The organism is Pantoea sp. X-Soil-YNGN-775, assembly GCF_059730575.1.
Window position 1 is genome coordinate 1,108,931 of sequence record NZ_AP035945.1, and the last position, 22,490, is coordinate 1,131,420.

Consider the following 22,490-nt stretch of genomic DNA (forward strand, 5'->3'; position numbering starts at 1 on the left):
ATGAAGAAAACAATTATTGCACTGTCTGCTATTTTACTGGCTTCGCCAGTTTTTGCCGCGACCACCACAGACAACACCGTTGCAGAAGCGCATAAAGGCGCGGATACCGCGAAAGAAAAGCTGCATCAGACCCAGCATCAGGGCGAAGAGTTAAAACTCAAGTCCGAGCATGCGGCTGAAGGCAAAAGCGATGCCACCAGCAGCAAAGTGACGGAAGGCGCGCAGAAAGGCTGGAACAAGACCAAAGAAGGCACCGAGAAAGGCTGGGATAAAACCAAGCAGGGTGCTGAAGATCTGAAAAACAAAGCGACTAACTAAGCCGCCCTGTTTGCCGGATAGAACAGATTGAAAAAGAAACCCACCGTCAGGTGGGTTTTTTATTTACTTTTTGCTGGTGCTGGCGGCTTTCTCCGCCTCGGCGGCGGCTAATGCCGAGACTTTGATTTCGGCTTCAGCTGCTGCATCCGCTGCAGCGGCGGCGGCTTCAGCCGCCGCTTCGGCCGCGGTATCTGACTGTTTCTTGCCTTCCTCGATCACCTCTTCATCAATCTCTTCGATGTTTTCGCGGTTATCGCGGCCTGACAGCAGATTCCAGCAGGCGATAAACAGCGCGGCGATCACCGGGCCGATGACAAAGCCATTAATGCCGTAGATTTCCATGCCGCCCAGCGTGGCGATCAGAATCAGGTAGTCAGGCATTTTGGTATCTTTGCCGACCAGCAGCGGACGGAGAATGTTATCCACCAGGCCAACAATCACCACAAAGAAGCCGACCAGGAACAGGCCTTTCCACAGCGCGCCGGTGGCAAAGAAGAACACCGCCGCCGGTACCCAGATGATGGCGGAACCGACCGCCGGAATCAGTGACAGGAACGCCATCAGCGCACCCCACAGCAGGCTGCCGTCGATGCCGGTAAACCAGAACGCCAGACCGCCGAGTATCCCCTGAACCACCCCGACTACCACCGTGCCTTTCACCGTGGCACGTGCGACCGCAGCAAATTTCACCAGCAGGTGGTGCTTAACGTAGGTCGACAGTGGCAGCGCTTCCAGGATCAGATGCACCAGGTATGAGCCATCTTTCAGCAGGAAAAACAGCAGATAGAGCATTACGCCAAAGCCCACGGTGAAGCTAAAGGTGCCTTTACCGATGATGAAGGCGCTGCCTGCTACGTACTGGCCGCCCTTCAGGGCGAATGACGAGAGCTTCTCCTGAATCTGCGTGGCGTTATCCAGATTATTTTCGGCGAGGAAATGTTTCGCCCAGCGCGGCAAATGCTGTAACAGGTCAGCAAACACCACCGGGAACTGCGCCGAGTTAGTCTGGAGCTTGTGATAAACCGCGTTGGTTTCGACCACCAGCGAGGAGGCGATAATTGCCAGCGGCGTGAACACAATCAGGCAGATACAGAGCAGGGTCAGCAACGCCGCCAGGCCATTACGTTCGCCCAGTCGGGTCCGCAGGTAGGTTTTGAGCGGATGGAAAATCACCGCCAGAATCGCCGCCCATAAAATTGGCGAGAAATAGGGTGAAAGCACCTCAAAAAAGGCGAGGGTGGCAATCGCCAGAATCAGAATGAAAAAACCGATATTCAATCCTTTAAAACGCATGGAAAAACCTCATGGTAAACGTCCCCTGATAATCCTGATTGCCGCGTGTTCTGCGCGTAGTCTCGTTCACACGAGCGCGAGCGGTCAGCTTTTGCGTCAGGTTTTACGCTGTTAAAAGTGCCAGTACCCGCACGATTTTTGGCTAACAAATTGAAAAATAAGGCGCAGCTTATCAGCCAGCCGATGCCGCCCGCAGCCTGACCTGAGCTGCGCGCAGGGCTTAGCGCTTTGCCGACGCGCTAAATCCTACACTAGCGTAGCGGTTTCACCGATTATTGGTAGCAAACAGATTCACGCTCGCGGGCGGCGCTGCCGATAATCCTCAAAGCGCAATGAAACGATGACGGTGAATAATGAACAGAATAGTGATGTCAGGCGTGCTGCTGATGCTGTTAAGCGGCTGCGCCACCAAACAGTATCCGCAGGCGTCTGCGGTAACGCCTGAAGAGACGGCGGTGCTGGATTGTAAACTGCTGGATCAGGCGATCGTTAAAGCCCACCACGTGCAGAGTGAGATTGATCAAACCGGCCGCTTCGATGCGCTGACCGTGATGGGCTTTATCGGGGATTTTGGTATCGGTAACGGCATTGCGAAGCACAACGCCAGCCATAGAGCGGATACGCGACTGCAGCAGTTGCAGTCGCTGAAAGCCGCAAAATGCAGCCAGCGCGTGGCCTGAGCCACTGGCTGCCTGAGAGATTAGCCGCGCGTGCGCTGGCTGAGGTGCTGCATCCTGACATTTTCCGCCGCGCGTTTACCGGCGAGGAAGGCGTGATCCGAATTGTAATACTCCCACTCGCTGTAACGGCCGGATAAGTGAATATCCTGGGTCAGCAGCCACTGCCGGATCAGCGCCACATTGCGGCTGCGCGCATGGTCATACACCACATAGGCGTAGGGCATATCAACCTGCGACGCGCACAGCAGCCGATCGTCTTCGCGGATCATTCCGACCCGGATGCAGTCCTGACGGCAGCGCTCAATCAGCGCTTCGCCCTCCAGCGGCAGTGGGTTGGCGGCATTGTAGGTGATCTCGCAGGTTAAGCCGAAACCGCCGGGCGGGTTACAGTGCGGACTGGCATTGCCCTGCACGAAGATGCGATGAAACAGGGTATCGCCGGGATAGTAAATCCAGTGTTTATCGGTCAGCCCGGTGCGACCGATCCCCAGATTGACGCAGCGGACCGAAACAAACTGCAGCTGCTGCGCCGCCTGCTGCACCGTGTCCGGCACCTCATCGCCCATCAGTTTAATCAGCTCCGGCAGCGGCATGGTGCTGATCAGCTGGTGATAGCGATAGTGGCGTCCGTCGGCCAGCAGCGCAACGTGCGCCTGCGGATGCAGCCGGATCAAGCGCGCCCCGGTCTCAAGCTGGCACTTCAGATGCGGCAGAAAGCCGGACATTAAAGCCTGGAAGCCGCCCCGCAGCGGATAGCCAAAGCGGGCATTCGGACCGACCGGTTTCGCCAGCGGTTGCAGCGCGCCATCAATAATCTGCGCCAGATCCGGCAACGGCACCCGTCCGCCCAGCCACGAGGTTTCCATTTCGGTCAGCGGCACTTTCCACAGCTTCTGGTTGTAGGGCAGGGCGAAGTGTCGTGCGATGCCTTTACCCCAGGTACGCAGGATAAAGTGATGGAAATCTTCCTGATCCTGCACCTCGCCGACGTCGTTGCCCTCATCAGGCAGCGCCCCGTCGGCGCAGCAGTCACGCCGCTGACGCGCCCGCTCCAGCGGCACGGCGACCGGCGCACTTTCGCCATAACGCGCTTCAATCGCCCCCAGCACGCACTCCTTCACCACCTCAACCGGCAAACCATGCAGCGCTGACTGGAACGGATAGCGGGTAAAGACGCCGTCGGTGTAGACCCAGGCTTCACGCGCCTGCCAGTGCAGGTTGTCGCCCAGCAGCATCTGATACAGCTGCAGCACGTAAGGGTCCTGCGAAAACATAATGTGGCCGGCGTAATCGAAGGTGAAGCCCTGATCCTCAACCGACCGGCACCAGCCGCCAGGTGTGGCATTTTTTTCCAGCAGCACCGCGCTTTCACCGTAGTGATAACCGGCGCTCAGGCCGGTCGGCCCGGCACCGATAATCAGGCACTCCACCGCGGCACTCTCCAGCATCGCCGGGGTTAGGGCGCTGACGTTGGTTCGCTGCGGTTCGGTCAGCGGCAGGCTGGCCGCGGTGTATGGTTGTTTGCGGGTCAGCGCCTGCTGGATCAACTCGTATACCTGTTCCACCGTACGGTCCCAGGAGGTGGCAGCGACTTTTGCCTGCATTTTCCCCGCCAGCGCCAGCCGGTCGGCAGCGCTAAGGGCGATTGCCCGTTCACAGGCGGCGATAAACTGCTGATGATCACCGGCGACGGCGACCTCATCGGCATAATGGCGGGCGACATCGGTGATGGCGGTACTGACAATCGGCAGTTGCGCCGCCATATACTCCAGCACTTTGGTCGGCGAAATGTAGCGGGTCGAAGCGTTGAGCGCGAATGGCATCAGGCAGACATCCCAGCCGGCGAGGAACTGCGGCAGCGCCTGATAAGGCTGCTGGCCGAGCCAGTGAATGTTGTCGCGCTGCGGCAGGCTGGCCGGATCGATTTTCACCACCGGGCCGACCATAATAATCTGCCAGTCGGGATGACTGTCAGCCAGCGCGGCGATCAGCGGCAGATCGATGCGCTCATCCAGCACGCCATAGTAGCCAAGACGCCGGGCGGGAATCGAATCCTGCAACGGATGGCGGTTGCTGCGATCGCGCGCCTGCTCAAAATGAACCGCATCGACGCTGCTCGGGAAGCAGTACACCTGCGGATGTTTATCGCGTTTGGCTTCATACAGGCTGGAGCCGCCGGTAAACACCAGATCGGCACGGGTCATCAGCGCTGACTCGCGCTGCTGAAGCTGGCGCGGGGCATTGTGAAAAGCAGAAAGCTCATCCATGCAGTCGTAAATTACCAGCGCCGGATTAAACGGCGTCAGCAACGGCAGCGCCATCGGCGTATAAAACCACACCAGCGGCTGTTCATCTTCGTCCATCAGGGGGGCCAGCAGCAGTTGCAGCGGGGCGATCTGGCTGTCGTGAAATCCGGCAGCCTGAATATCGGTATGCGGCTGGATCACCGTAATATTGGCGGCTGGCTGACTCTGATGCAGCCCTGGCGGCCCGGCCTGCCAGACCGGCTCTTCAACAAACAGCACCCGATAGTGCTGCGCCAGGCGCGTCAGCAACTGCTGCGGACGCTGAAAGACAAATCCCCAACGTAGATGACTGAAAACAATGAGTACAGGCGGGTTATTCATAGCGGACTCCTGACAATGCCGTTGTGATTGTTGGATGTGTTGCAACGATTGCTGCGCCTGGCGCAAAGCGTCAGCGTAAGGGTGCTGTAACTGGCGGGCGTAAGGATCGGGTCCCAGCCGATCGAGATCCCACAGGCCGCTGCGGGTCCAGAAGGTGGGTTGCTCCCATAAAGGACGATCAAGGATGGGATAGAGGCAGATGCCGAGCAGGTCGACGCCAGCCAGCAGCGCCTGCGCGACCTGGGCGCCAATCTGGCCGATCCAGGCACCGCGTCCGCTGCCGACGTGACTGGTCTCCGCCAGCAGCAGCGGGCGCTGATAGCGCTGATAGACCTGCCGGAGCAGCTGATGTAACGGCGCACGACGGGGGTCGCCAAGGTGCCAATAGAGGCGCTGATTCGATCCCTGCTGCCACTGATTATCGTGGTAGTAATTCACGCCAATCAGGTCGAGATAGCGTTCTGCTCCTCCGAGTTCAGGATGCAGCCTGCCGCTCAGCATGTCCCACGCCTGATACTGGGTTTCACGCATCAGCGCGGCGGTCTGAACGCTGCCGGGATCGGCCGGATCGGGAACGATGTGGATCAGCGGATCGCAGTGCAGCAGACGCGCCCGGGGATCGGCCTGCCAGATCGCATCGCAGGCCGCCAGCGTGGCCCGCACCAGCTGCTGTTTAGCGGCATCGGCGCGATCCGGCTGCGGGCAACTGGCGCAGGCGAATACGCCTACCGAGATACCCCAGCTGAGAAAAGAGATTTCATTCATCGGCGAATAGACCGGCGCGCTGTGATACCAGGGCGCCAGAAAGCGCGCCAGCGCGCCGCAAAAGGCGGCAAAACGGCTGACAAAGTCGCGGTCAAACAGGTCCAGGTCGTCGGGCCAGCCGTAATGGCAGAAGGTCCAGCTGAGCTGGATGCCCTGTTGTTGTGCCGCCTGCATCCGGGCGGCGACGGTCGAAAAGTCGTAGCGGCCATCCCGTTCGCACAGTCGCCAGCCGACGCTTTCGCGCACGGTTCGGATAGCGAACGGCGCCAGTGCAGCATAATCCTCTGCCGCACGCGCCTGGTGTTGATTCAGGTCGTTCATCGACAGCGCAACGCCTGCAGGATTGATGTGATCGGCACCTTCATAGCCGGCCTGCCAGAAACTGGTAAAAGGGGTCATGGCATCTCCCGGTAAACAGCAACACCTATCCCGCTGACAAGCCGTGGGGGAACGGGTCAGGTGGCAGGGGCAATATGTAAAGCAGACTGGCTGGTCTGGCCACTCTGTACTGGCGGGCGCTCCTTGCCAGAATCAGCCGACGCGGCGTTGCAGGCAGCAGGGCCTGGCGCATTGACGACGAGTGAGGGATAGCGGGTAGCAACACGCGGCGCTATCGGCGGGAAAAATTGCTGGCTTCTCGTTGAGTTACTGAAGGTTATGGAAGCCTTACTGGAAAGTATAGGTAAGGTCGGCTTCTTCGCAATGCATTGATGTAAAAAGAAAAAGCACAGCGGTAAATTATGGCCGTTATAAATCAGGAAAATTTAACTTTTAAAATTTCACGCCCGACGATAAGCGAAACGTCACCGGTAACGGGCCATTTTAAGCTTTGTGAACCTTTTCCATGAGATGCAAACCGGGCAGACTCAGCGGCCGACAAAGCTGCTGCTTCGCTTGCCTTTTCATCTTCCAGCAGCATGATTAATTTATCACTGGCCTCGATCGGCAGGCGGTTTACCGGCCAGCCGAGGCATCGTGGCTCTTTTTGACTGACAGGATGTTTCACTGCTTATGTTTTCATTCGACTGGCACCGTTTCTTACTCAACGATCAACCCGCCACTTTTCTGTTTGAGGTGGTGGCAAGAGTGATGATCGCTTATCTGGTGGTGTTCACCTTTTTGAAAGTCTCGGGTCGCCGCGGGGTGCGACAGCTGTCGCTGTTCGAACTGGTGGTCATTCTGACGCTTGGCTCCGCGTCGGGTGATGTCACTTTCTATGACGATGTGCCGGTGTTGCCGGTGATCATGGTGTTTGTGGTGTTGCTGACGCTCTACCGGCTGACCACCCTGCTGACTGCGCGCAGCCCGCGCTTTTCACGACTGATTCAGGGCGATGTGATTACGCTGATCAAACAGGGGTTGTATGTGCTGGAGAGCCTCGATCATCTGAACATTTCAGAAGATGAGTTCTACATGGAGTTGCGGCAGAGTGGGGTAGAGCATCTGGGGCAGATCCGGCTGGCGCTGGTGGAAGTGGATGGTCAGCTGAGCATCTACTTTTACAACGACGATGAGATGCGTGCCGGGTTAAGCGTATTACCGCCAGAACACCGCCAGGATTTCGATACCGTGCCGCACAGCGGACTCTATGCCTGTACTCACTGCGGCCAGACGCAGCAGATCGCCGGTCAGCAGCAAGCGGTCTGCCCGCGTTGCCAGCGCCAGCGCTGGTCGGTCGCGCTGAACACCCGCCGCCTGCACTGACGGCGGGCGTCAGGTCAGGTCAGGCTGCGGATGAACTGGAGTGATAACCCGTTGTGCGATCTGACCGGGATTGCATACGCCGGACAATTTTCTGAAATTCCGGGCATAGCAGGTGATCGCTGGCAGGACAGTGCGCGACGTGTCTCAAACCATCACGGACCTTTTTCAACTGACGAATCGTGTTATCGATCTCGTCGGCTTTAGCGATGAGCAAGAGCCGATCCAGTGAGAGTTTACCCTGTGCATCAAACAGACTGGCAATCTCATCCAGAGTAAAACCGGCGCTGCGGCCCAGTGTGATCAGCGCCAGTTTTTCAAGCACGCTGGCGCAGTATTGCCGACGTAATCCTTTGCGGCCGATCGATTTGATCAGCCCCTTCTTTTCATAAAAACGCAGCGCTGAAGGCGCAAGCCCGCTGCGATCGGCGACATCAGCAATATCGAGTTCTTTTATCATTGACTTAAACCTCACTTCACGTTGCATCCTCTGAATCAGCATACCATCAGACGATTATCACAGGAGAATTCACGTGACTGAGATACTGCTTACCGGGCTGCTGGCCACCCTTATTATGGATGGCTGGAGCCTGGCCCGACGCTACCTGTTCGCGGTACCTTCCCTTAATTACGCCCTCGTTGGCCGCTGGATACTGTGGATGAGTAAAGGACGTTACTTTCATCACACCATTCACGATACGCCTGCAGTCAAAGGCGAAACCGTTACAGGATGGGCCGTCCACTACCTCACAGGAATGACTTTTGCCTTTATTCCGCTGTGTTGGCAAGGCCAGCAGTGGCCAGAACATCCCGATCTATTAAGCGCAGTGATAAGCGGCCTTCTTAGCCTGATGGTTCCCTTTTTCATCATGCAACCCGCCCTCGGGTGGGGGATCGCCGCGTCGAAGACGCCCGTGCCGGGCAAAGCCAGGCTGAACAGCGCTGTGACTCATCTGGTTTACGGGCTGGGACTTTATATAGCTGCTGTCGGGCTACAGTCACTGACCTGAGCCGCAGCAAAACAGGTATTGAGGAGGCGTTTTTGCTGGATCTATTGTGATTGAACGGCGGTTAAACCGGTCGCGACATCTTTCCGGTTACCACATAACTTTGCCTGCCACTGACAGAAAATCAAACAGATTCGGGCAGCATAGCGACCTCCATCCCCCTTCAGGAGTCACCGATGAGTCGCAGGCTGGCCAGTGCGTTACTGTTTTTGCTGTTATCGTTTGGCGCGTTTTCACAGCAGGTGATGAGTGAGAGTCATCCTCACGCACACAGCGCACGGTTACTGGAGCAGGGGAGCCTGGCGGATACCGCCGATACTCCGGATGAACATCTGCAGGAGCGGCCGGAGCGGCGGGTCAGCCTGCAATCCAGGCCGTGGCGGATGTAGCGTCCGGCGCAACCGGCGAGAAGGCAGCCGGTGCGCCGAGGCGTGCGGGTTACAGGGTGGCCTGGGTGGCCATCATGCCGGGCACCAGAATCACTTTGCGGCACTCTTCCTGTCGCTTCTCAAAAATCTCATAACCCCGGGCGGCGTCTTCCAGCGGCAGATGATGGGTAACAATCTCTTCCGGCTTAAGATGACCCTGTTCGATCAGTTTAAGCAGGTCGGGCAGGTAGGCGTGAACGTGGGTCTGGCCCATCTTAAAGGTCAACCCTTTATCAAACGCATCGCCGAACAGGAAGCCGTGAATAAAACCAGCGTAGACGCCCGGCACGCTGACGATCCCGCCACGCCGTACCGCCGCAATACACTGACGCAGTGCCTTTCCGCTGCTGCCTTCCAGCTTGAGGTTGCTGAGCACGGTTTCCGTCAGGCTGCCTTTGGCCTCAAACCCGACCGCATCGATTACCGCATCGACCCCACGGTGGCCCGCGCTGTGTTCAATGATCCAGCCGGCCGGATCGTCGATCTGATCGAAGTTGATCGGAATCACCCCGTAGCGATCGCGGGCAAAGTTCAGGCGATAGTCGTTATGGTCGATCATGTAGATCTGTTCGGCTCCCTCCAGGCTGGCACAGGCGGCGCTGAGTAATCCCACCGGACCGGCACCAAAAATCGCCACGCTGGAGCCCGGTTTAACGTCGGCATTTTTAACCGCCTGCCACGCGGTAGGCAGGATATCGGAGAGGAACAGCACTTTCTCATCTGACAACAGTGACGGTACTTTAAACGGGCCGGTATTAGCTTTCGGCACCCGAACATATTCCGCCTGTCCGCCCGGCACGCCGCCATACAGTTTGCTGTAACCAAACAGCGCTGCGGGTGGAGTGATGTTTTTACGATTAAGGATCGCCCCCCGGCCGCTGTTGGTGGTTTCGCAGGCGGCATACTGATGCAGATGGCAGAAGAAACAGTCACCGCAGGCGATAACAAACGGGATCACCACCCGATCGCCTTTAGCAACGGCCGTAACGGCGCTGCCCGTTTCCACCACTTCACCCATAAACTCATGACCGAAAATATCACCATGGCCGGTGCCGGGGATCTTGCCGCGATAGAGGTGCAGATCGGAGCCACAAATCGCGGTGGCGGTGACGCGCAAAATAATGTCATCGGCGGCTTCAAGTCCCGGATCGGGCACGTTATCAACGCTGACTTTATGCGGACCGTGATAGGTTAATGCTTTCATCTGTTAAGCTCCTGCGGGCTAGTGGACGGTAACCACGTGCTGGCACGCGGCAACTAAGCGGGGAGATTCAGGAAACCTGAAACCTGAAACCGAAACCTGCCTGAAGTGTAGCCAGCATCCCGCCAGTAAGCAGAGCGGCAGGGTCAGATGCGCCGGTCCGACCCGCTTGATAAGGTTATAGATCGCGCTGCGAAATAGCCGCTCAGTCCGGGATGATGCGTTACCATCCGGGCAGGGCGGCGAATGCCCGTCGGTAAGCGGTGTCGATTTGGAGCGGCACCTGTTCAATGTAGCGACGCGCATGTTCACGCGTGTCACCTTCCAGCCGCTGCAGGTATGCCACCGCCTCATCAAGGGCAGGAATACGGCCTTCGACGCCCGCCATGCAGGCGGGTAGCGCGGTCCAGATCAAACCTTCAATGCCTCTGGCTCGCGCCCAGTCCGCCAGCGGTCCCGCTGAGGTGTCGGTAACCGTCAGAATGCCCAGCCCATCCTCCCGGCTCTCCGGAATGCCTTCCCGCTCACGCAGCGCGCGGCAGGCGGTCGCCAGTGAGGCGGTATTCAGCCAGGCCCACAACACCGGTACCGGCGTAGCATTGAGGCAGATGGCCGTCGCCAGTTCACCTCCTTCACTGATGCGGACAAACTCAATCGGCACCCGCGGACCATCGCGATGCCAGGGGCTGGCCACCGGCAACGCACCCGATTTCCAGATCAGCGAGCCCCAGCCAAGGCAGGCAATTTTCATTCTGTTCTCCTGTGTCGTGTGTCAGCGTCACGCCTGAAGCATAGCCAAAGCGTAGCCCGTCCGGCTCATTCATCGCGCTATCAGGCGATGTCAGGGCGGTAAAACATCGTTAAAAGTGGCATTATCGGGCAGTGACGCGGCGCGCAACCTGACGGTTTTTTCAGCGATTTATGCGTATAAAACCGCATAACTTGAACTTTTATCGTCAGGTAGTGTAAAAAGAGGCGCACGCAATCGATTACCTGTGCGTCAGCGGGTCAGGAAGCCATCCTGGCGAAAATGCTGACGCAGTGATGTCTGGCCCGGAGCGGACGCGGCAAGCTGACGCTTTCTGCTCTGGCAGTCAGATGACTGGCGGCTTTTAAACGGGAAGGGCAGATGAAAACCACGCAAACAGGCACGCTGGGCGCGCTTGAAAGTGACGTCGATACGGCATGGCGCAAAACCGATACCATGTGGATGCTGGGCTTATACGGCACTGCGATTGGTGCCGGCGTACTGTTTCTGCCGATTAATGCCGGCGTGGGTGGACTGATCCCGCTGATCATTATGGCGATCCTGGCCTTTCCGCTGACCTTCTTTGCGCACCGCGCCCTGACGCGCTTTGTGCTCTCCGGAAAAAATCCGGCGGGTGACATCACCGACGTGGTCGAAGAGCATTTTGGCATCGGTGCCGGAAAGCTGATTACGCTGCTCTACTTCTTTGCTATCTACCCGATTCTGCTGATGTACAGCGTTGCCATTACCAACACGGTTGAGAGCCTGATGGTCAATCAGCTGGGACTGGTGCCGCCACCGCGCATCCTGCTGTCGCTGTTGTTGATTGTCGGCCTGATGATGATTGTGCGTTTTGGTGAGCAGATGATCGTCAAAGCGATGAGCGTGCTGGTTTATCCGTTTGTGGCGGTTCTGATGCTGATGGCCTGCTATCTGATCCCGCACTGGCACGGGGCCGCGCTGACCACCCTGAGCAGCGCTGCGCCTGGCGGCAACGGTTTATGGATGACGCTGTGGCTGGCGATCCCGGTGATGGTCTTCTCCTTCAACCATTCGCCGATCATCTCGTCGTTTGCCGTGGCGAAGCGTGAAGAGTATGGCGCGGCGGCTGAGAAGAAGTGTTCCCGCATTCTGGCCTGCGCCCATCTGCTGATGGTGGTAACGGTGATGTTTTTTGTCTTCAGCTGCGTACTGAGCCTGTCGCCCGCCGATTTGCACGCCGCCAAGGCGCAGAACATCACCATTCTTTCCTATCTGGCTAACCATTTTCAGGTGCCGGTGATCGCCTGGCTTGGCCCGATAATTGCGATTGTGGCGATCACCAAATCGTTCCTCGGGCACTATCTGGGCGCGCGTGAAGGCTTTAACGGCATGGTGAATAAGGCGCTGCGCAGCCGCGGCAAACGGATCGCGCCCGCCCGGCTGAACCGCCTGACCTCACTGTTTATGTTGCTCACCACCTGGCTGGTGGCCACCCTCGATCCCAACATTCTCGGGATGATTGAGACCCTCGGCGGCCCGGTGATTGCGATGATCCTGTTCCTGATGCCGATGTACGCGATTCAGAAAGTCCCGGCGATGCGTCAGTACAGTGGCAAAATCAGTAATCTGTTTGTGATGCTGACCGGCCTGATCGCCATCTCAGCCATCTTCTACTCACTGGCGCACTGAGCGGTTTAATCCGGTAGCTGCGGCGCAATCCGCTGGAGGTGGGCCAGCAGTTCGCCCGCCTGCTGTTCAGCGAACACCGCAATGCCGTGCTGGCGTAACAGGGCGGCCGCGACACCCGCTCCGGGCTGGCGCTGGCCGCTGAAGCTGCCGTCGTATATGGCCTGACTGCCGCAGGTCGGGCTGCCATCGCTGAGCAGGGCAAAGCGGCATCCTTCCTGCTGAGCAGTTTCGAGTGCCAGCCACGCGGCCAGCAGATAAGTCTGCGTCATATCCCGCCCGTCTGATTCCACTACCCTGGCCCGTCCCGCCAGCACATCGGCACCGCTGCCGCCGACAATCTCAGCCGGCAGGCGCGGAGTGGGTAAACCGGCAGCAAGCTCAGGGCAGTGCAGCACCAGCCGCTGCTCGCGCTGCCACTGCGTCAGCGCGGCCAGCACCTGCTTTTTGTCACTGCCGTTGTAGCGCACCCGAAAGCCCATCAGGCAGGCGCTAATCAATATTTTTTCACCGCGCTTCTGCATGCTCAGCGCCCTCCGGGCTGACGTATCTATTCAGCAATGGTTAACTTTTGTTACTTATTAGCATGTTAGAGTTAACGCGAATAATTATTATTCCTTAACCGGGTGCTGAAAAAAATGAAAACCAGGCTGCTTGCTGCCACCACAATTTTGTTGTCAACCACCTGCGCGGCCACTACGTATCCGGTCACGGTGACCGATCTTGATGGGCAAACCATTACGCTGCAAAAAGAGCCGCAGCATGTGATTTTGCAGGATGGACGCGACATTCTGGCGCTGGCTCTGCTGGACCGGCAAAATCCGTTTCAGCGGGTGGTGGCGTGGAATAACCTGCCCAAAAAGCAGGACACCCGAACCTGGGATCTACTAAAGCAGCGCTGGCCGCAGGCCACTTCCATTGTTGATATGGGCTTTAACGATCAGGGGCAGGTCGACCTGGAAAGCGTGCTGGCGAAGCAGCCCGATTTGATGATCGCTCAGCTGCGAGCCAAACCGGCGCTGACCCAGTCGGGCGTGCTGGCAACCTTAAAAAATCTGCATATTCCGGTGCTGTTCCTCGACGATGAGCTGCAGCCGAAGCAGAACACGGTGGCGGGCATCACCCTGCTTGGTAAAGTACTGAACCGCGAAGCCGAGGCCAAAGCCTATACCGATTTTTATCAGCAGCGCTGGCAGCGGATTCAGCAGGGCGTGGCGCAGGTGCAGCACAAACCGACGGTGTTTATCGAGCCGATAGCCGGCAACAGCGATAACTGTTGCTTCACCCACGGTCACAACGGCTGGGGCGCGCTGGTGGAAGCGGTGGGCGGCAAAAATATCGGCTCAGCGCTGCTGCCAGGCAGTTCCGGCTTCGTCTCACTGGAAAAAATCATCGCCATGAAGCCGGATGCCTACATCATGACCGGCTCAAAACGCCCCAACAGTAACGTGCTGCCGTTTGGTTACGGCACCAGCCAGCCAGAAATTAACGCCACCTTCAGCCGGTTGCTGTCCCGTACCGGGCTGGCGCAGATCGCCCCGGTGAAGCAACAGCGGGTCTACGGTGTCTATCATCATTTCTACAACCATCCGTATAACATTATTGGCATGGAGATCCTGGCGAAAGATCTCTATCCGCAGACCTTCAGCGAGCTCGATCCGACCGCCGATTATCATCATATCGTGAGCCACTTTACCGGCTTACCCGACGCGCCGATCGTGCTGAGCACCCCCTGACACAGCACGCAACAGGGCGGCAGTGGCTGCCCTGCTTATTGGTGGACCTGAACAGGTCAGCATCGCGATCTATTTCCATCCTCATTTCTGCCAGACGTTTGTCCTTATTCCTGACTTTTTAACCTGTCGAAATATTAATTTAAAAAGCGCTGATGAAATTAAACAATGTTTTGTAAATCAGGATTTATTTTCACGATCATATTAGCCAGACAATGCTATGTTAGTCGGGCAGCGCTGGTGATGTGGTGTTGCGTGCTCTGGTTTTCCCTTTATTTATTAAGGGTTTCACCTCGTCTTCTGGTGTGGCAGGTTAATTTCCGATCGTTCACGATCGGTTTTTTTTATATAGGGATCATCCTCCTAGCATAATTTACGCTTCGGCTTAATAGCGCACTTTATATAATCTACTGATTTTCTTTGGGTCTGTTAATTAAGATTTTTCTTAAGTTATCCCGGCACAGACCGGTTATCCGCTGTTTGAGCGTTAATAACAGATTAATAGTGGGCTAATAAGGAAATGGTCAGAATATGGAGACAAATCGGGCGGATGTTAAGAAAGCGCTAAGCAAGCGTAATTGTGTGTAAGTTACCGGTTTTTAAGACTTTTACTGATGATGGTCTGCCAGATTATTGCCACTATGATGCGTAACGGTGCCTGAATTACCGTTATCTTCGGAGGCAGTACCATGAAAAAAACAACTTTAACCGTTATCGCTTCACTTTTTGCATACAGCACGCTCTTTTCTCATACCGCACTGGCAGATGGCCAGGGCGACGGCCACGGTCAGCGATGGCAGCAGGGCGAACAATCGCACGCTGACAATCGCGGCCACGACCGTGACAAGGGACACGATGAGCGCGGCCGCGACCATGACCGCGACCACGACCGCGACCATGACCGCGACAAAGGACACGACGATCGCGGTAATAAGGGCTGGCATAACGACGGCCCGCGCGCCGATCGCGATCACTTCGCCTGGAACGGTCACGATTTCCGCCGCGGCCATCCGATTCCGGCGGAATATCGCAGCGATCGCTACCGCATCAACGACTGGCACGACCGGGGTTTACGTGAACCGCCGCGCGGCGAACACTGGGCCTACATCGACGGCAACTATGTGCTGATTGCTGCCGCCACGGGCGTGATTACCTCACTGATCCTCAGCAGCGCATTCCACTGATCCCGTAACCAAAGTTACGCAATAACCGTCTCATAATAAACGTCATGCAGACACCGGCCCCCCGAACATTCTGCAACCCACGGTGCCCAGGGAAGGGCACGTAATGGATGGCTGCGGCCCTGGTTTACACTTTCCGTTTTGTCGCGTCAGCGGCTATCCTGACAGTCCACTCACAGAACCCTGGCGTGTAAGGAGTCATGATGACGACGGTTAAGATGGTTGCGGTAGATATGGATGGCACCTTTCTGGATGACCAGAAGCAGTACAATCGATCCCGCTTTCTCGACTGCTATCAGCAGCTCACCGCCCGCGAGATAAAATTTGTCGTTGCCAGCGGCAATCAGTATTACCAGCTCAAATCCTTCTTCCCGGAGATCGCCAGCGAAATTGCTTTTGTGGCGGAGAATGGCGCATGGATAATCGATCGTGACGAAGAGCTGTTTTGCGGCGCTTTCGACCGTAGCGATGTCAATGCGGTAATCGGCACGCTGCAAAACGGTCACTATCCCGGCCTGCGTTATCTGCTGTGTGGGCGTAACAGCGCCTATTACTTTGAGGGTATGGAAGAGACGTGGCTGGTTAAGATGCGGCACTACTGTCACCGGCTCAAGCCGATTCGCAGCCTGGAGGAGACCGCAGACGACCGGCTCTTTAAGTTCGCGCTTAATCTGTCGGATGACTACATCGAACCGCTGATGGCCGATATCGAACGGTTACACCAGGGCAAAGTCGCGGCGACTTCCAGCGGGCATGGTTCGGTTGACCTGATTGTGCCGGGCAATCACAAAGCCCATGGCCTGGAGCTGCTGGCACAGCGTTGGGGCATCCATCATGACCAGGTGCTGGCGTTTGGCGATGGTGGTAACGATCTGGAAATGCTGAAACAGTCGGGCTTCAGCTTTGCCATGGGCAACGCGCCGGAGCGGGTGAAAAGGGCTGCCCGCTACCTGGCCCCGACCAATAATCAGCAGGGGGTGCTGCAGGTGATTGAGCAGATGCTGGCGGGTGAGGGGCCGTTTGCCGGCCCGGCGGGCTAACAGCGCGGCCAGGGCGCGGTCACCGCTGGCCGGTCAGGCGCGGCGTGGCCGGGAAAGGCAAGCCACGCTGTGTGGATCAGTGGATCAGTGGGTCAGGGTCCACGCCTGGGCGAGCATGGCATGCATCTGTTCGCGAGTGTAATTTACCAGCGAATTTTTGCTGTTAGCGCGTGCCAGTACCCACTCCACCTCGTCGGCGGTCAGGCTGGGCCCTCCGTGCCAGAACGGGGTAATCGCCTGCTGCTGCAGCCACTGCTTCAGGAAGCTGGCCGCTGAGTCGGTCGGCTCGCTAAAAAGCTGCTGATGCAGCTCATCCATTAATGCACGCTGCTGCGGATGGGTACTGTCAGCCAGCTGGTTAAGGAACGGAAACAGCAGGCGTCCACACACTTCACCATGATGAAACGGTTTGATCGCCCCCAGTTCGCCGGCAATACCGTGGATCACTCCCAGCCCGGCGCTGCTGAGACTGACGCCGCCCAGCCATGACGCCATCATCATCGCCTCACGCGCCCGGTCGCCGTCGGCGTCCTGCCGGTTGAGGTTGGGCCAGGCCTGAACAAACTGGCGCAAGCCGGTCAGCGCCAGCTGGCGGGTAAACAGATTGCCTTTGCTGGAAAGCCAGGCTTCAAACAGATGGGTAAAGGCATCGATGCCACAGGTCGCCAGTATCGGGTCGGGCGTGCCTTTCAGCAGGTCCGGATCAAGAATTGCCACCTGCGGCACAAACACCGCATGGCGCAGTGAGGCTTTCACCTGAATATCGTGCTGGTCGGTGACCACCGCATTTTGCGTCACTTCACTGCCGGTTCCGGCGGTGGTCGGGATGGCGATCAGCGGCAGCGTCACCGGCTGGACCGGCGTGTCGCCGACTTTTTCCAGATAACGGGCGGTCGGCAGAGGATGCTGCATCATGGCACTGAAGGCTTTGGCCGCATCCAGCACGCTGCCGCCGCCAATCGCCACCACCCGGTCCACATGGCCGCGCCAGCGCGCGACCCAGCCGTCAATGTCAGCCGGCGAAGCTTCATGGCTGACAATCTCATAGCCAATAATCTGACGGTTAAGATCCGCTTTCAGGCGGTCATAAGCCGCGCTCTGTAAAAACGATTGTCCACAAAACAGCAGGGTAGGCTGAGACTGCGCAGCCAGCAGCGGCACCAGCTTATCAAGACTGCCGCGTCCGAACAGAGTTCGTTGATTACTGTACAGCTCACTCAGATTCTCACTCACCAGCGCATCCTTTTACATTTTCGCTAAAATCTGAGTGTAACGAAAAGCGCGCCGCCAGCACTGGCAAACTTTCTGATAACGCCGTGGCAAAAAGTTGATCACCTTCGCAAAACAGAAATTCACTGGCGGCGGGGTGGTGCTTTCCTGCGGATGTTACCCTTAACATGTTATCGGTAACAGCGGTTGTCGGAATGTTAAAAACTCTTTCAAGCGCACTGTTTTGTAGCCCCCAGGGGATGATGATAACAAACCGGCACTGAACACCGTTCAGTGCGTAAGGTGGAGAAAACCTATGCCATTACTCTATGTGGCGATCGGCGTCGCGTTACTGCTGCTGCTGATGATTCGCTTTAAGCTTAATGGATTTATCGCGCTCATTCTGGTGGCGCTGGCGGTCGGTGTGATGCAGGGCATGCCGGTCAATAAAGTGATTACCTCGATTAAAGCTGGCGTGGGCGGCACGCTCGGCAGCCTGGCGCTGATCATGGGCTTTGGTGCCATGCTCGGTAAGATGCTGGCCGATTGCGGGGGCGCGCAGCGGATTGCCACCACCTTAATCGAAAAGTTCGGCACAAAGCATATTCAGTGGGCGCTGGTGCTGACCGGTTTTATCGTCGGCTTTGCGCTGTTCTATGAAGTGGGCTTTGTCCTGATGCTGCCGCTGGTGTTCAGCGTGGCCGCATCGGCGCGCGTTCCGCTGCTCTATGTCGGGGTGCCGATGGCCGCCGCGCTCTCGGTGACGCACGGCTTTTTACCGCCGCATCCGGGCCCGACCGCCATTGCCACGCTGTTCAACGCGGATATGGGGAAAACGCTGCTGTTCGGTACGCTGCTCGGCATTCCTACCGTGATTCTGGCCGGTCCGGTCTATGCCCGCTTCCTGAAAGGCATTGATAAGCCGATCCCGCAGGGGCTTTATAACCCGAAAACCTTTACCGAAGCAGAGATGCCAGGCTTTGGCGTCAGCGTCTGGACCTCACTGGTGCCGGTAGTGCTGATGGCGCTGCGTGCGGTGGCCGAGATGCTGTTGCCGAAAGGCCATGCGCTGCTGCCTTACGCCGAGTTCTTCGGCGATCCGGTGATGGCTACGCTGATTGCGGTACTGATTGCGATCTTCACTTTCGGTCTGAACCGTGGCCGCAGCATGGATCAGGTGATGGAGACCCTGAGCGATTCGATCAAAATCATCGCCATGATGCTGTTAATCATCGGTGGTGGCGGTGCCTTTAAGCAGGTGCTGGTCGACAGCGGCGTGGATAAATATATCGCTAACATGATGCACTCTACCCAGCTGTCACCGATCTTTATGGCGTGGTCGATTGCGGCGGTACTGCGCATTGCGCTGGGGTCGGCAACGGTTGCGGCGATCACCGCCGGTGGCATTGTCGCGCCGCTGATTGTCACCAGCGGTGCCAGCCCGGAACTGATGGTGATTGCGGTTGGTTCAGGCAGCGTGATTTTCTCTCACGTCAACGATCCTGGCTTCTGGCTGTTTAAGGAGTATTTCAACCTGACGATCGGTGAAACCATTCGTTCGTGGTCGGCGCTGGAAACCATCATTTCCGTCTGTGGCCTGATCGGTTGCTTACTGCTGTCGATGGTGATTTAACCCGTAGCCGCTGGCAGGCAATCTGCCAGCGGCTGACTGTTCCCGCCTGCGTTACACTGCGAGCGCGCGGAAAGCCGCCAGTTCCTCCGCCGACATCCCTGCCTCTGTGGCTGCCTGACAGATCTGCTGCCAGCTGGTGCTATCCAGCGGAATGCCCTCACGACTGCGGATGATACGATTGCTCTCTTCCCATTCACCCGGTACCTGAATCGGCGCGTCACCGCTGCGTGGCGACGCTTTAACCCAGTCAAGAAAGGCTTCTGCCTCATCCTGCATCGCGGGGGCATCAAACGCCTGTGGATTGAGGATAATGGTGGTCATACAGTTAAAGATGGCGTCATTGCCGCTCTGCAAGGTGGCCTGATGCGTGGTGCGTCCACCCGACAACGCGCCGCCGAGAATTTCACACAGCGTCGCCAGCGCATAGCCCTTGTGCAGGCCAAAGGGCAGCAGTGAACCATGCGGTGACTGGTGCATCACGCCGGGGTCAGTCGTCGGCTGACCCTGCGCATCGATCAGGTAACCCGGTGCGACTTCGACACCCTTGTTCCATGCCACCCGGGTTTTGCCATAGGCGATGCCGCTGGTGGCGAAATCGAGCAGCAGCGGCCGGGCATGCGGGCGCGGAAAAATGGCGCAAAACGGATTAGTGCCAAAGCGCCGATCGCTGCCGCCGAATGGCGCCACCATCGGGTCACCCATCACATTTACGAAATGGAAGGAGACGAAACCCGCCGCCGCGCATTGCTCGGCCCAGTGACCGATACGGCCGATGTGGTGCGAATGGTGCAGACCGACCGCGGCGATGCCCAGTTTCTGCGCCCGCTCAATGCCGAGCTTCATCGCTTGCCAGGCGGCAACCTGTCCGAAGCCCTGATGGGCATTCAGCGTCAGCACCGCGCCGTTGTCTTTATCCAGGGTAGGATGCTGATTGAGTTGCAGATGTCCCTGTTTCAGCGACGCCATGTAACTGGGGATCATGCCAACGCCGTGCGAATCGTGCCCGGCGAGGTTGGCAGCCACCAGGTGATCGGCCACCAGACGCGCTTCTTCCGGCTGACTGCCGGCAGCAAGCCAGATTGCTTCGGTGAACTGATGCAGACGCGTAGCATTAATGTGAAGTAGGCTGCTCACGTTGTACTCCTTTTCAGTGGGATAGCTCATCCTGCGGCGAAAAAGGAAGCACGGCAAGTCAGTTTTTAAGCAGGAAAAGGGCCGCAGTGCGCGGCCCGGAATTTCGCTGACAGAATGTGGCAGAACAGCTTAATGTGGCTGTTCAAAACCGGCTTTAATCATCTGTTCCCGCAGCGCACGCGCAATTTCGCGATTGCCGCCAGTAACCGGATAAATCACGTTATTCACTACATCATCAAGGTAATGCTCCTCAAACTCCTGCATCGTGAGTTGAGTACCGCCCTCATCATTGATGGCGAAAGAGCCTTTGATGTGGTCGCCGCTATTTTTTGCCTTAAGGCTGTAGCGGCCCATGCTGGTATTAATGGTGGTCATAAGATCTCCTAGCTAAGCATATTCAGGTCATAACCAAAGAGGCCTGCCTTGCCGGTTAAATTTTAGCCAGGAATTTTCTGCAAATCGAAAATCAGCCGCGGCGAAAATTGCGGGATGCGATCCGGTTCGCAGAATTTTAATTAGCGAAGCGATAACCAGCGGTCAGATTTCCTCGCCGGCAAGGGAAGCGGCATAGGCGTTTTTTTTGGCTATACTGTTTAGGGGAAAGGTTTTTTTATTGGTGAGGGAGAAGGAAATGAAAATTATTCTGTGGATTATTGCCATTATTTTTATCGTAGGTCTGCTCACCCTGACAGGGGTCTTCAAACTGATTTTCTGATCGTGCTGGTCGGTTTCAGCTTCAGCGGGCACCTTATTCAGGTGCCCGACGCATTTTTATTCTGATCGATCAGGCAATGTGCGATCGGGTCCATTGATGTTTCAGGCAGCAGATCTTTGGCCTCCAGCCGTTTTTTACAGTGTGCACAACAGGCACCGTGGAAAGTGAAAGCTTCACCATCGCGTTCGGTAAAAATAAACCGGGCACTGCCGCATTGGTTACAACGAATTTTCATTACCATCCTGATGCTATCTCCCTGTAAGTCATGAAAATGGGTTTAGCCGCTGATCAATCTGACAGGTAAATATTCCTTATTTATTGCCTGCCAATATTATCTTTTCGGGCGCACAAAAAAATAGTGACTTATCTCCGCTATTGTTTGTTGCCAAATGCGTATCTGACGGTAAAAAGGCATTTCTTTGATTTGAATCAATGTTTTTTATCTTTAGCCTTAAATATGAGCAGGCGAGCGGTCTGCCGCGCCTTAAGCGCTAAAGCAGCCCGACTCGCAGCCGGTAAAAAGCAGATTTAACCGGCAGTGACGCCGACGCATCAGGCGCTTGCCTGATGCGTAGCGTATGCCGCAGGCGGAATAGGGAGCAAAAACGGGCTGAACGACGGATAAAAATGACAAAAATGTCCTGAGCGGCGAGCTTGCTATCCGCTAAAATGGCGATGAAATGCGATTTTTAGCGCAGGATAGCCGGCTTATCGGCAAATCAGATTTTATCGCTTAACCTGAAGCCAGCCTGACTGACTGAGCTAAAAAGCACCCAGTTTCCAGCGGGTTACCTTTATCCTGCAGATAATTGCCCTGCAACAAAAAAGGGTTTTTTGGCAAGGTTAAAAGTAGGAAAGTGTGATGGGTAAGCAGAAAGTCGAAATTTATCACTTTTTCATCAAATCGCACTGGACAAATCCCTCCGCAATTGCTGTACTAGATGGCGACACAGTTTAGTGTCCATTTTTCATGTAAAGGTAATATAGATGTCTAAGATCAAAGGTAACGTTAAGTGGTTTAATGAATCCAAAGGATTCGGTTTCATTACTCCTGAAGATGGCAGCAAAGATGTATTCGTACATTTCTCTGCAATCCAGAGCAACGGCTTCAAAACTCTGGCTGAAGGTCAGCGCGTTGAGTTTGAAATCACCGACGGCGCGAAAGGCCCATCTGCTGCTAACGTTATCAGTCTGTAAGTTAACAGTCAGAATTCTAAAAACCCGCCTGATGGCGGGTTTTTTTATGGCTGTCATCCGTGATACCTCTGCATTCAACCCTCTTGCAAACGCCCCTGCGCTGGCGCGCTGGCCGCACAAACTGCGCGGCGCTTCACAATAAATCCTCGTAACATAATTCTAACAACCTTACTTACAGCTTTTTGTTGTCCAACGCTATATAACAACATAAT

The 22,490-nt window shown here is 56.5% G+C and carries 23 protein-coding genes; 12 read left to right on the forward strand and 11 right to left on the reverse strand.

Annotated elements, in window-relative coordinates; all coding sequences use genetic code 11:
* Positions 1-318, forward strand: a complete 318-nt coding sequence (locus AC6I8I_RS05125; protein ID WP_312053619.1) for a KPN_00521 family repetitive protein — start codon at positions 1-3, stop codon at positions 316-318.
* 63 nt (positions 319-381) lie between these two features.
* On the opposite strand, the gene AC6I8I_RS05130 is transcribed toward AC6I8I_RS05125, so the two are convergent.
* On the reverse strand, positions 382-1,611 hold the full coding sequence (locus AC6I8I_RS05130; RefSeq protein ID WP_312758121.1) for an AI-2E family transporter: 1,230 nt from the start codon (positions 1,609-1,611) through the stop codon (positions 382-384).
* Between the two features lie 353 nt (positions 1,612-1,964).
* On the opposite strand from AC6I8I_RS05130, the gene AC6I8I_RS05135 reads away from it, so the two are divergent.
* Positions 1,965-2,291, forward strand: coding sequence for a hypothetical protein (locus tag AC6I8I_RS05135; protein WP_497819743.1), 327 nt, complete (start codon positions 1,965-1,967; stop codon positions 2,289-2,291).
* A gap of 20 nt (positions 2,292-2,311) precedes the next feature.
* Here the strand turns inward: AC6I8I_RS05135 and AC6I8I_RS05140 are convergent, their stop codons facing one another.
* Together AC6I8I_RS05140 and AC6I8I_RS05145 are read right to left on the reverse strand one after the other, a co-directional pair.
* Positions 2,312-6,082, reverse strand: coding sequence for an FAD-dependent oxidoreductase (locus tag AC6I8I_RS05140; protein ID WP_497828395.1), 3,771 nt, complete (start codon positions 6,080-6,082; stop codon positions 2,312-2,314).
* Between the two features lie 355 nt (positions 6,083-6,437).
* Positions 6,438-6,689, reverse strand: a complete 252-nt coding sequence (locus AC6I8I_RS05145; protein WP_312758115.1) for a hypothetical protein — start codon at positions 6,687-6,689, stop codon at positions 6,438-6,440.
* Positions 6,690-6,694: 5 nt separating this feature from the next.
* On the opposite strand from AC6I8I_RS05145, the gene AC6I8I_RS05150 reads away from it, so the two are divergent.
* On the forward strand, positions 6,695-7,387 hold the full coding sequence (locus AC6I8I_RS05150) for a DUF421 domain-containing protein (RefSeq protein WP_312053626.1): 693 nt from the start codon (positions 6,695-6,697) through the stop codon (positions 7,385-7,387).
* 19 nt (positions 7,388-7,406) lie between these two features.
* Here AC6I8I_RS05150 and AC6I8I_RS05155 read toward each other — a convergent pair whose 3' ends face one another.
* Positions 7,407-7,841 (reverse strand): helix-turn-helix domain-containing protein, encoded by a 435-nt coding sequence (locus AC6I8I_RS05155; RefSeq protein ID WP_497820654.1) that lies wholly within the window; start codon positions 7,839-7,841, stop codon positions 7,407-7,409.
* Between the two features lie 76 nt (positions 7,842-7,917).
* Here AC6I8I_RS05155 and AC6I8I_RS05160 point away from each other — a divergent pair, with 76 nt between their 5' ends.
* Positions 7,918-8,394, forward strand: a complete 477-nt coding sequence (locus AC6I8I_RS05160) for a DUF2938 domain-containing protein (protein ID WP_497828396.1) — start codon at positions 7,918-7,920, stop codon at positions 8,392-8,394.
* Between the two features lie 173 nt (positions 8,395-8,567).
* A complete protein-coding gene (locus AC6I8I_RS05165) occupies positions 8,568-8,780 on the forward strand; it encodes a hypothetical protein (RefSeq protein ID WP_312758112.1) in 213 nt (70 codons plus the stop codon).
* A gap of 49 nt (positions 8,781-8,829) precedes the next feature.
* Here the strand turns inward: AC6I8I_RS05165 and AC6I8I_RS05170 are convergent, their stop codons facing one another.
* Both AC6I8I_RS05170 and AC6I8I_RS05175 read right to left on the reverse strand, forming a co-directional pair.
* Positions 8,830-10,023 carry a zinc-dependent alcohol dehydrogenase gene (locus tag AC6I8I_RS05170; protein WP_497828397.1) on the reverse strand — a complete coding sequence of 398 codons (1,194 nt, stop codon included), beginning with the start codon at positions 10,021-10,023 and terminating at the stop codon, positions 8,830-8,832.
* Between the two features lie 220 nt (positions 10,024-10,243).
* Positions 10,244-10,771 (reverse strand): hypothetical protein, encoded by a 528-nt coding sequence (locus AC6I8I_RS05175; protein WP_312053632.1) that lies wholly within the window; start codon positions 10,769-10,771, stop codon positions 10,244-10,246.
* 378 nt (positions 10,772-11,149) lie between these two features.
* Between AC6I8I_RS05175 and AC6I8I_RS05180 the strand changes: the two genes are divergently transcribed.
* Positions 11,150-12,439: an HAAAP family serine/threonine permease gene (locus AC6I8I_RS05180; protein ID WP_497828398.1), complete on the forward strand. Its 1,290-nt coding sequence runs from the start codon at positions 11,150-11,152 to the stop codon at positions 12,437-12,439.
* Positions 12,440-12,444: 5 nt separating this feature from the next.
* Here AC6I8I_RS05180 and AC6I8I_RS05185 read toward each other — a convergent pair whose 3' ends face one another.
* Complete coding sequence (locus tag AC6I8I_RS05185) at positions 12,445-12,960, reverse strand: 2-thiouracil desulfurase family protein (protein WP_497819750.1); 516 nt, start codon at positions 12,958-12,960, stop codon at positions 12,445-12,447.
* A 114-nt stretch (positions 12,961-13,074) separates the two neighbouring features.
* Here AC6I8I_RS05185 and AC6I8I_RS05190 point away from each other — a divergent pair, with 114 nt between their 5' ends.
* From AC6I8I_RS05190 to AC6I8I_RS05200, 3 genes are all read left to right on the forward strand, one after another.
* Entirely contained in the window at positions 13,075-14,172 is a 1,098-nt protein-coding gene (locus tag AC6I8I_RS05190; RefSeq protein WP_497828399.1) for an ABC transporter substrate-binding protein, read from the forward strand.
* 686 nt (positions 14,173-14,858) lie between these two features.
* Positions 14,859-15,353, forward strand: coding sequence for an RcnB family protein (locus tag AC6I8I_RS05195; RefSeq protein WP_312053639.1), 495 nt, complete (start codon positions 14,859-14,861; stop codon positions 15,351-15,353).
* 200 nt (positions 15,354-15,553) lie between these two features.
* The gene (locus tag AC6I8I_RS05200) at positions 15,554-16,390 is read left to right on the forward strand and encodes a Cof-type HAD-IIB family hydrolase (protein ID WP_312053743.1); all 837 of its coding nucleotides are present in this window, start codon (positions 15,554-15,556) and stop codon (positions 16,388-16,390) included.
* An 84-nt stretch (positions 16,391-16,474) separates the two neighbouring features.
* Here the strand turns inward: AC6I8I_RS05200 and AC6I8I_RS05205 are convergent, their stop codons facing one another.
* Positions 16,475-17,623: an iron-containing alcohol dehydrogenase gene (locus AC6I8I_RS05205; RefSeq protein WP_497828400.1), complete on the reverse strand. Its 1,149-nt coding sequence runs from the start codon at positions 17,621-17,623 to the stop codon at positions 16,475-16,477.
* Positions 17,624-17,915: 292 nt separating this feature from the next.
* On the opposite strand from AC6I8I_RS05205, the gene gntT reads away from it, so the two are divergent.
* Positions 17,916-19,232 (forward strand): gluconate transporter, encoded by a 1,317-nt coding sequence (gene gntT, locus AC6I8I_RS05210; protein ID WP_233984943.1) that lies wholly within the window; start codon positions 17,916-17,918, stop codon positions 19,230-19,232.
* Between the two features lie 51 nt (positions 19,233-19,283).
* On the opposite strand, the gene AC6I8I_RS05215 is transcribed toward gntT, so the two are convergent.
* Positions 19,284-20,366: a malate/lactate/ureidoglycolate dehydrogenase gene (locus AC6I8I_RS05215; protein ID WP_497819753.1), complete on the reverse strand. Its 1,083-nt coding sequence runs from the start codon at positions 20,364-20,366 to the stop codon at positions 19,284-19,286.
* 129 nt (positions 20,367-20,495) lie between these two features.
* Positions 20,496-20,741, reverse strand: coding sequence for a hypothetical protein (locus tag AC6I8I_RS05220; protein ID WP_031377748.1), 246 nt, complete (start codon positions 20,739-20,741; stop codon positions 20,496-20,498).
* Between the two features lie 256 nt (positions 20,742-20,997).
* Between AC6I8I_RS05220 and AC6I8I_RS05225 the strand changes: the two genes are divergently transcribed.
* Positions 20,998-21,081 (forward strand): small membrane protein YohP, encoded by an 84-nt coding sequence (locus AC6I8I_RS05225; RefSeq protein WP_019105993.1) that lies wholly within the window; start codon positions 20,998-21,000, stop codon positions 21,079-21,081.
* Positions 21,082-21,118: 37 nt separating this feature from the next.
* On the opposite strand, the gene AC6I8I_RS05230 is transcribed toward AC6I8I_RS05225, so the two are convergent.
* On the reverse strand, positions 21,119-21,316 hold the full coding sequence (locus tag AC6I8I_RS05230) for a hypothetical protein (RefSeq protein WP_312053649.1): 198 nt from the start codon (positions 21,314-21,316) through the stop codon (positions 21,119-21,121).
* A gap of 752 nt (positions 21,317-22,068) precedes the next feature.
* Here AC6I8I_RS05230 and cspE point away from each other — a divergent pair.
* Positions 22,069-22,278: a transcription antiterminator/RNA stability regulator CspE gene (gene cspE, locus AC6I8I_RS05235; protein ID WP_006118399.1), complete on the forward strand. Its 210-nt coding sequence runs from the start codon at positions 22,069-22,071 to the stop codon at positions 22,276-22,278.
* Positions 22,279-22,490: the final 212 nt, after the last annotated feature.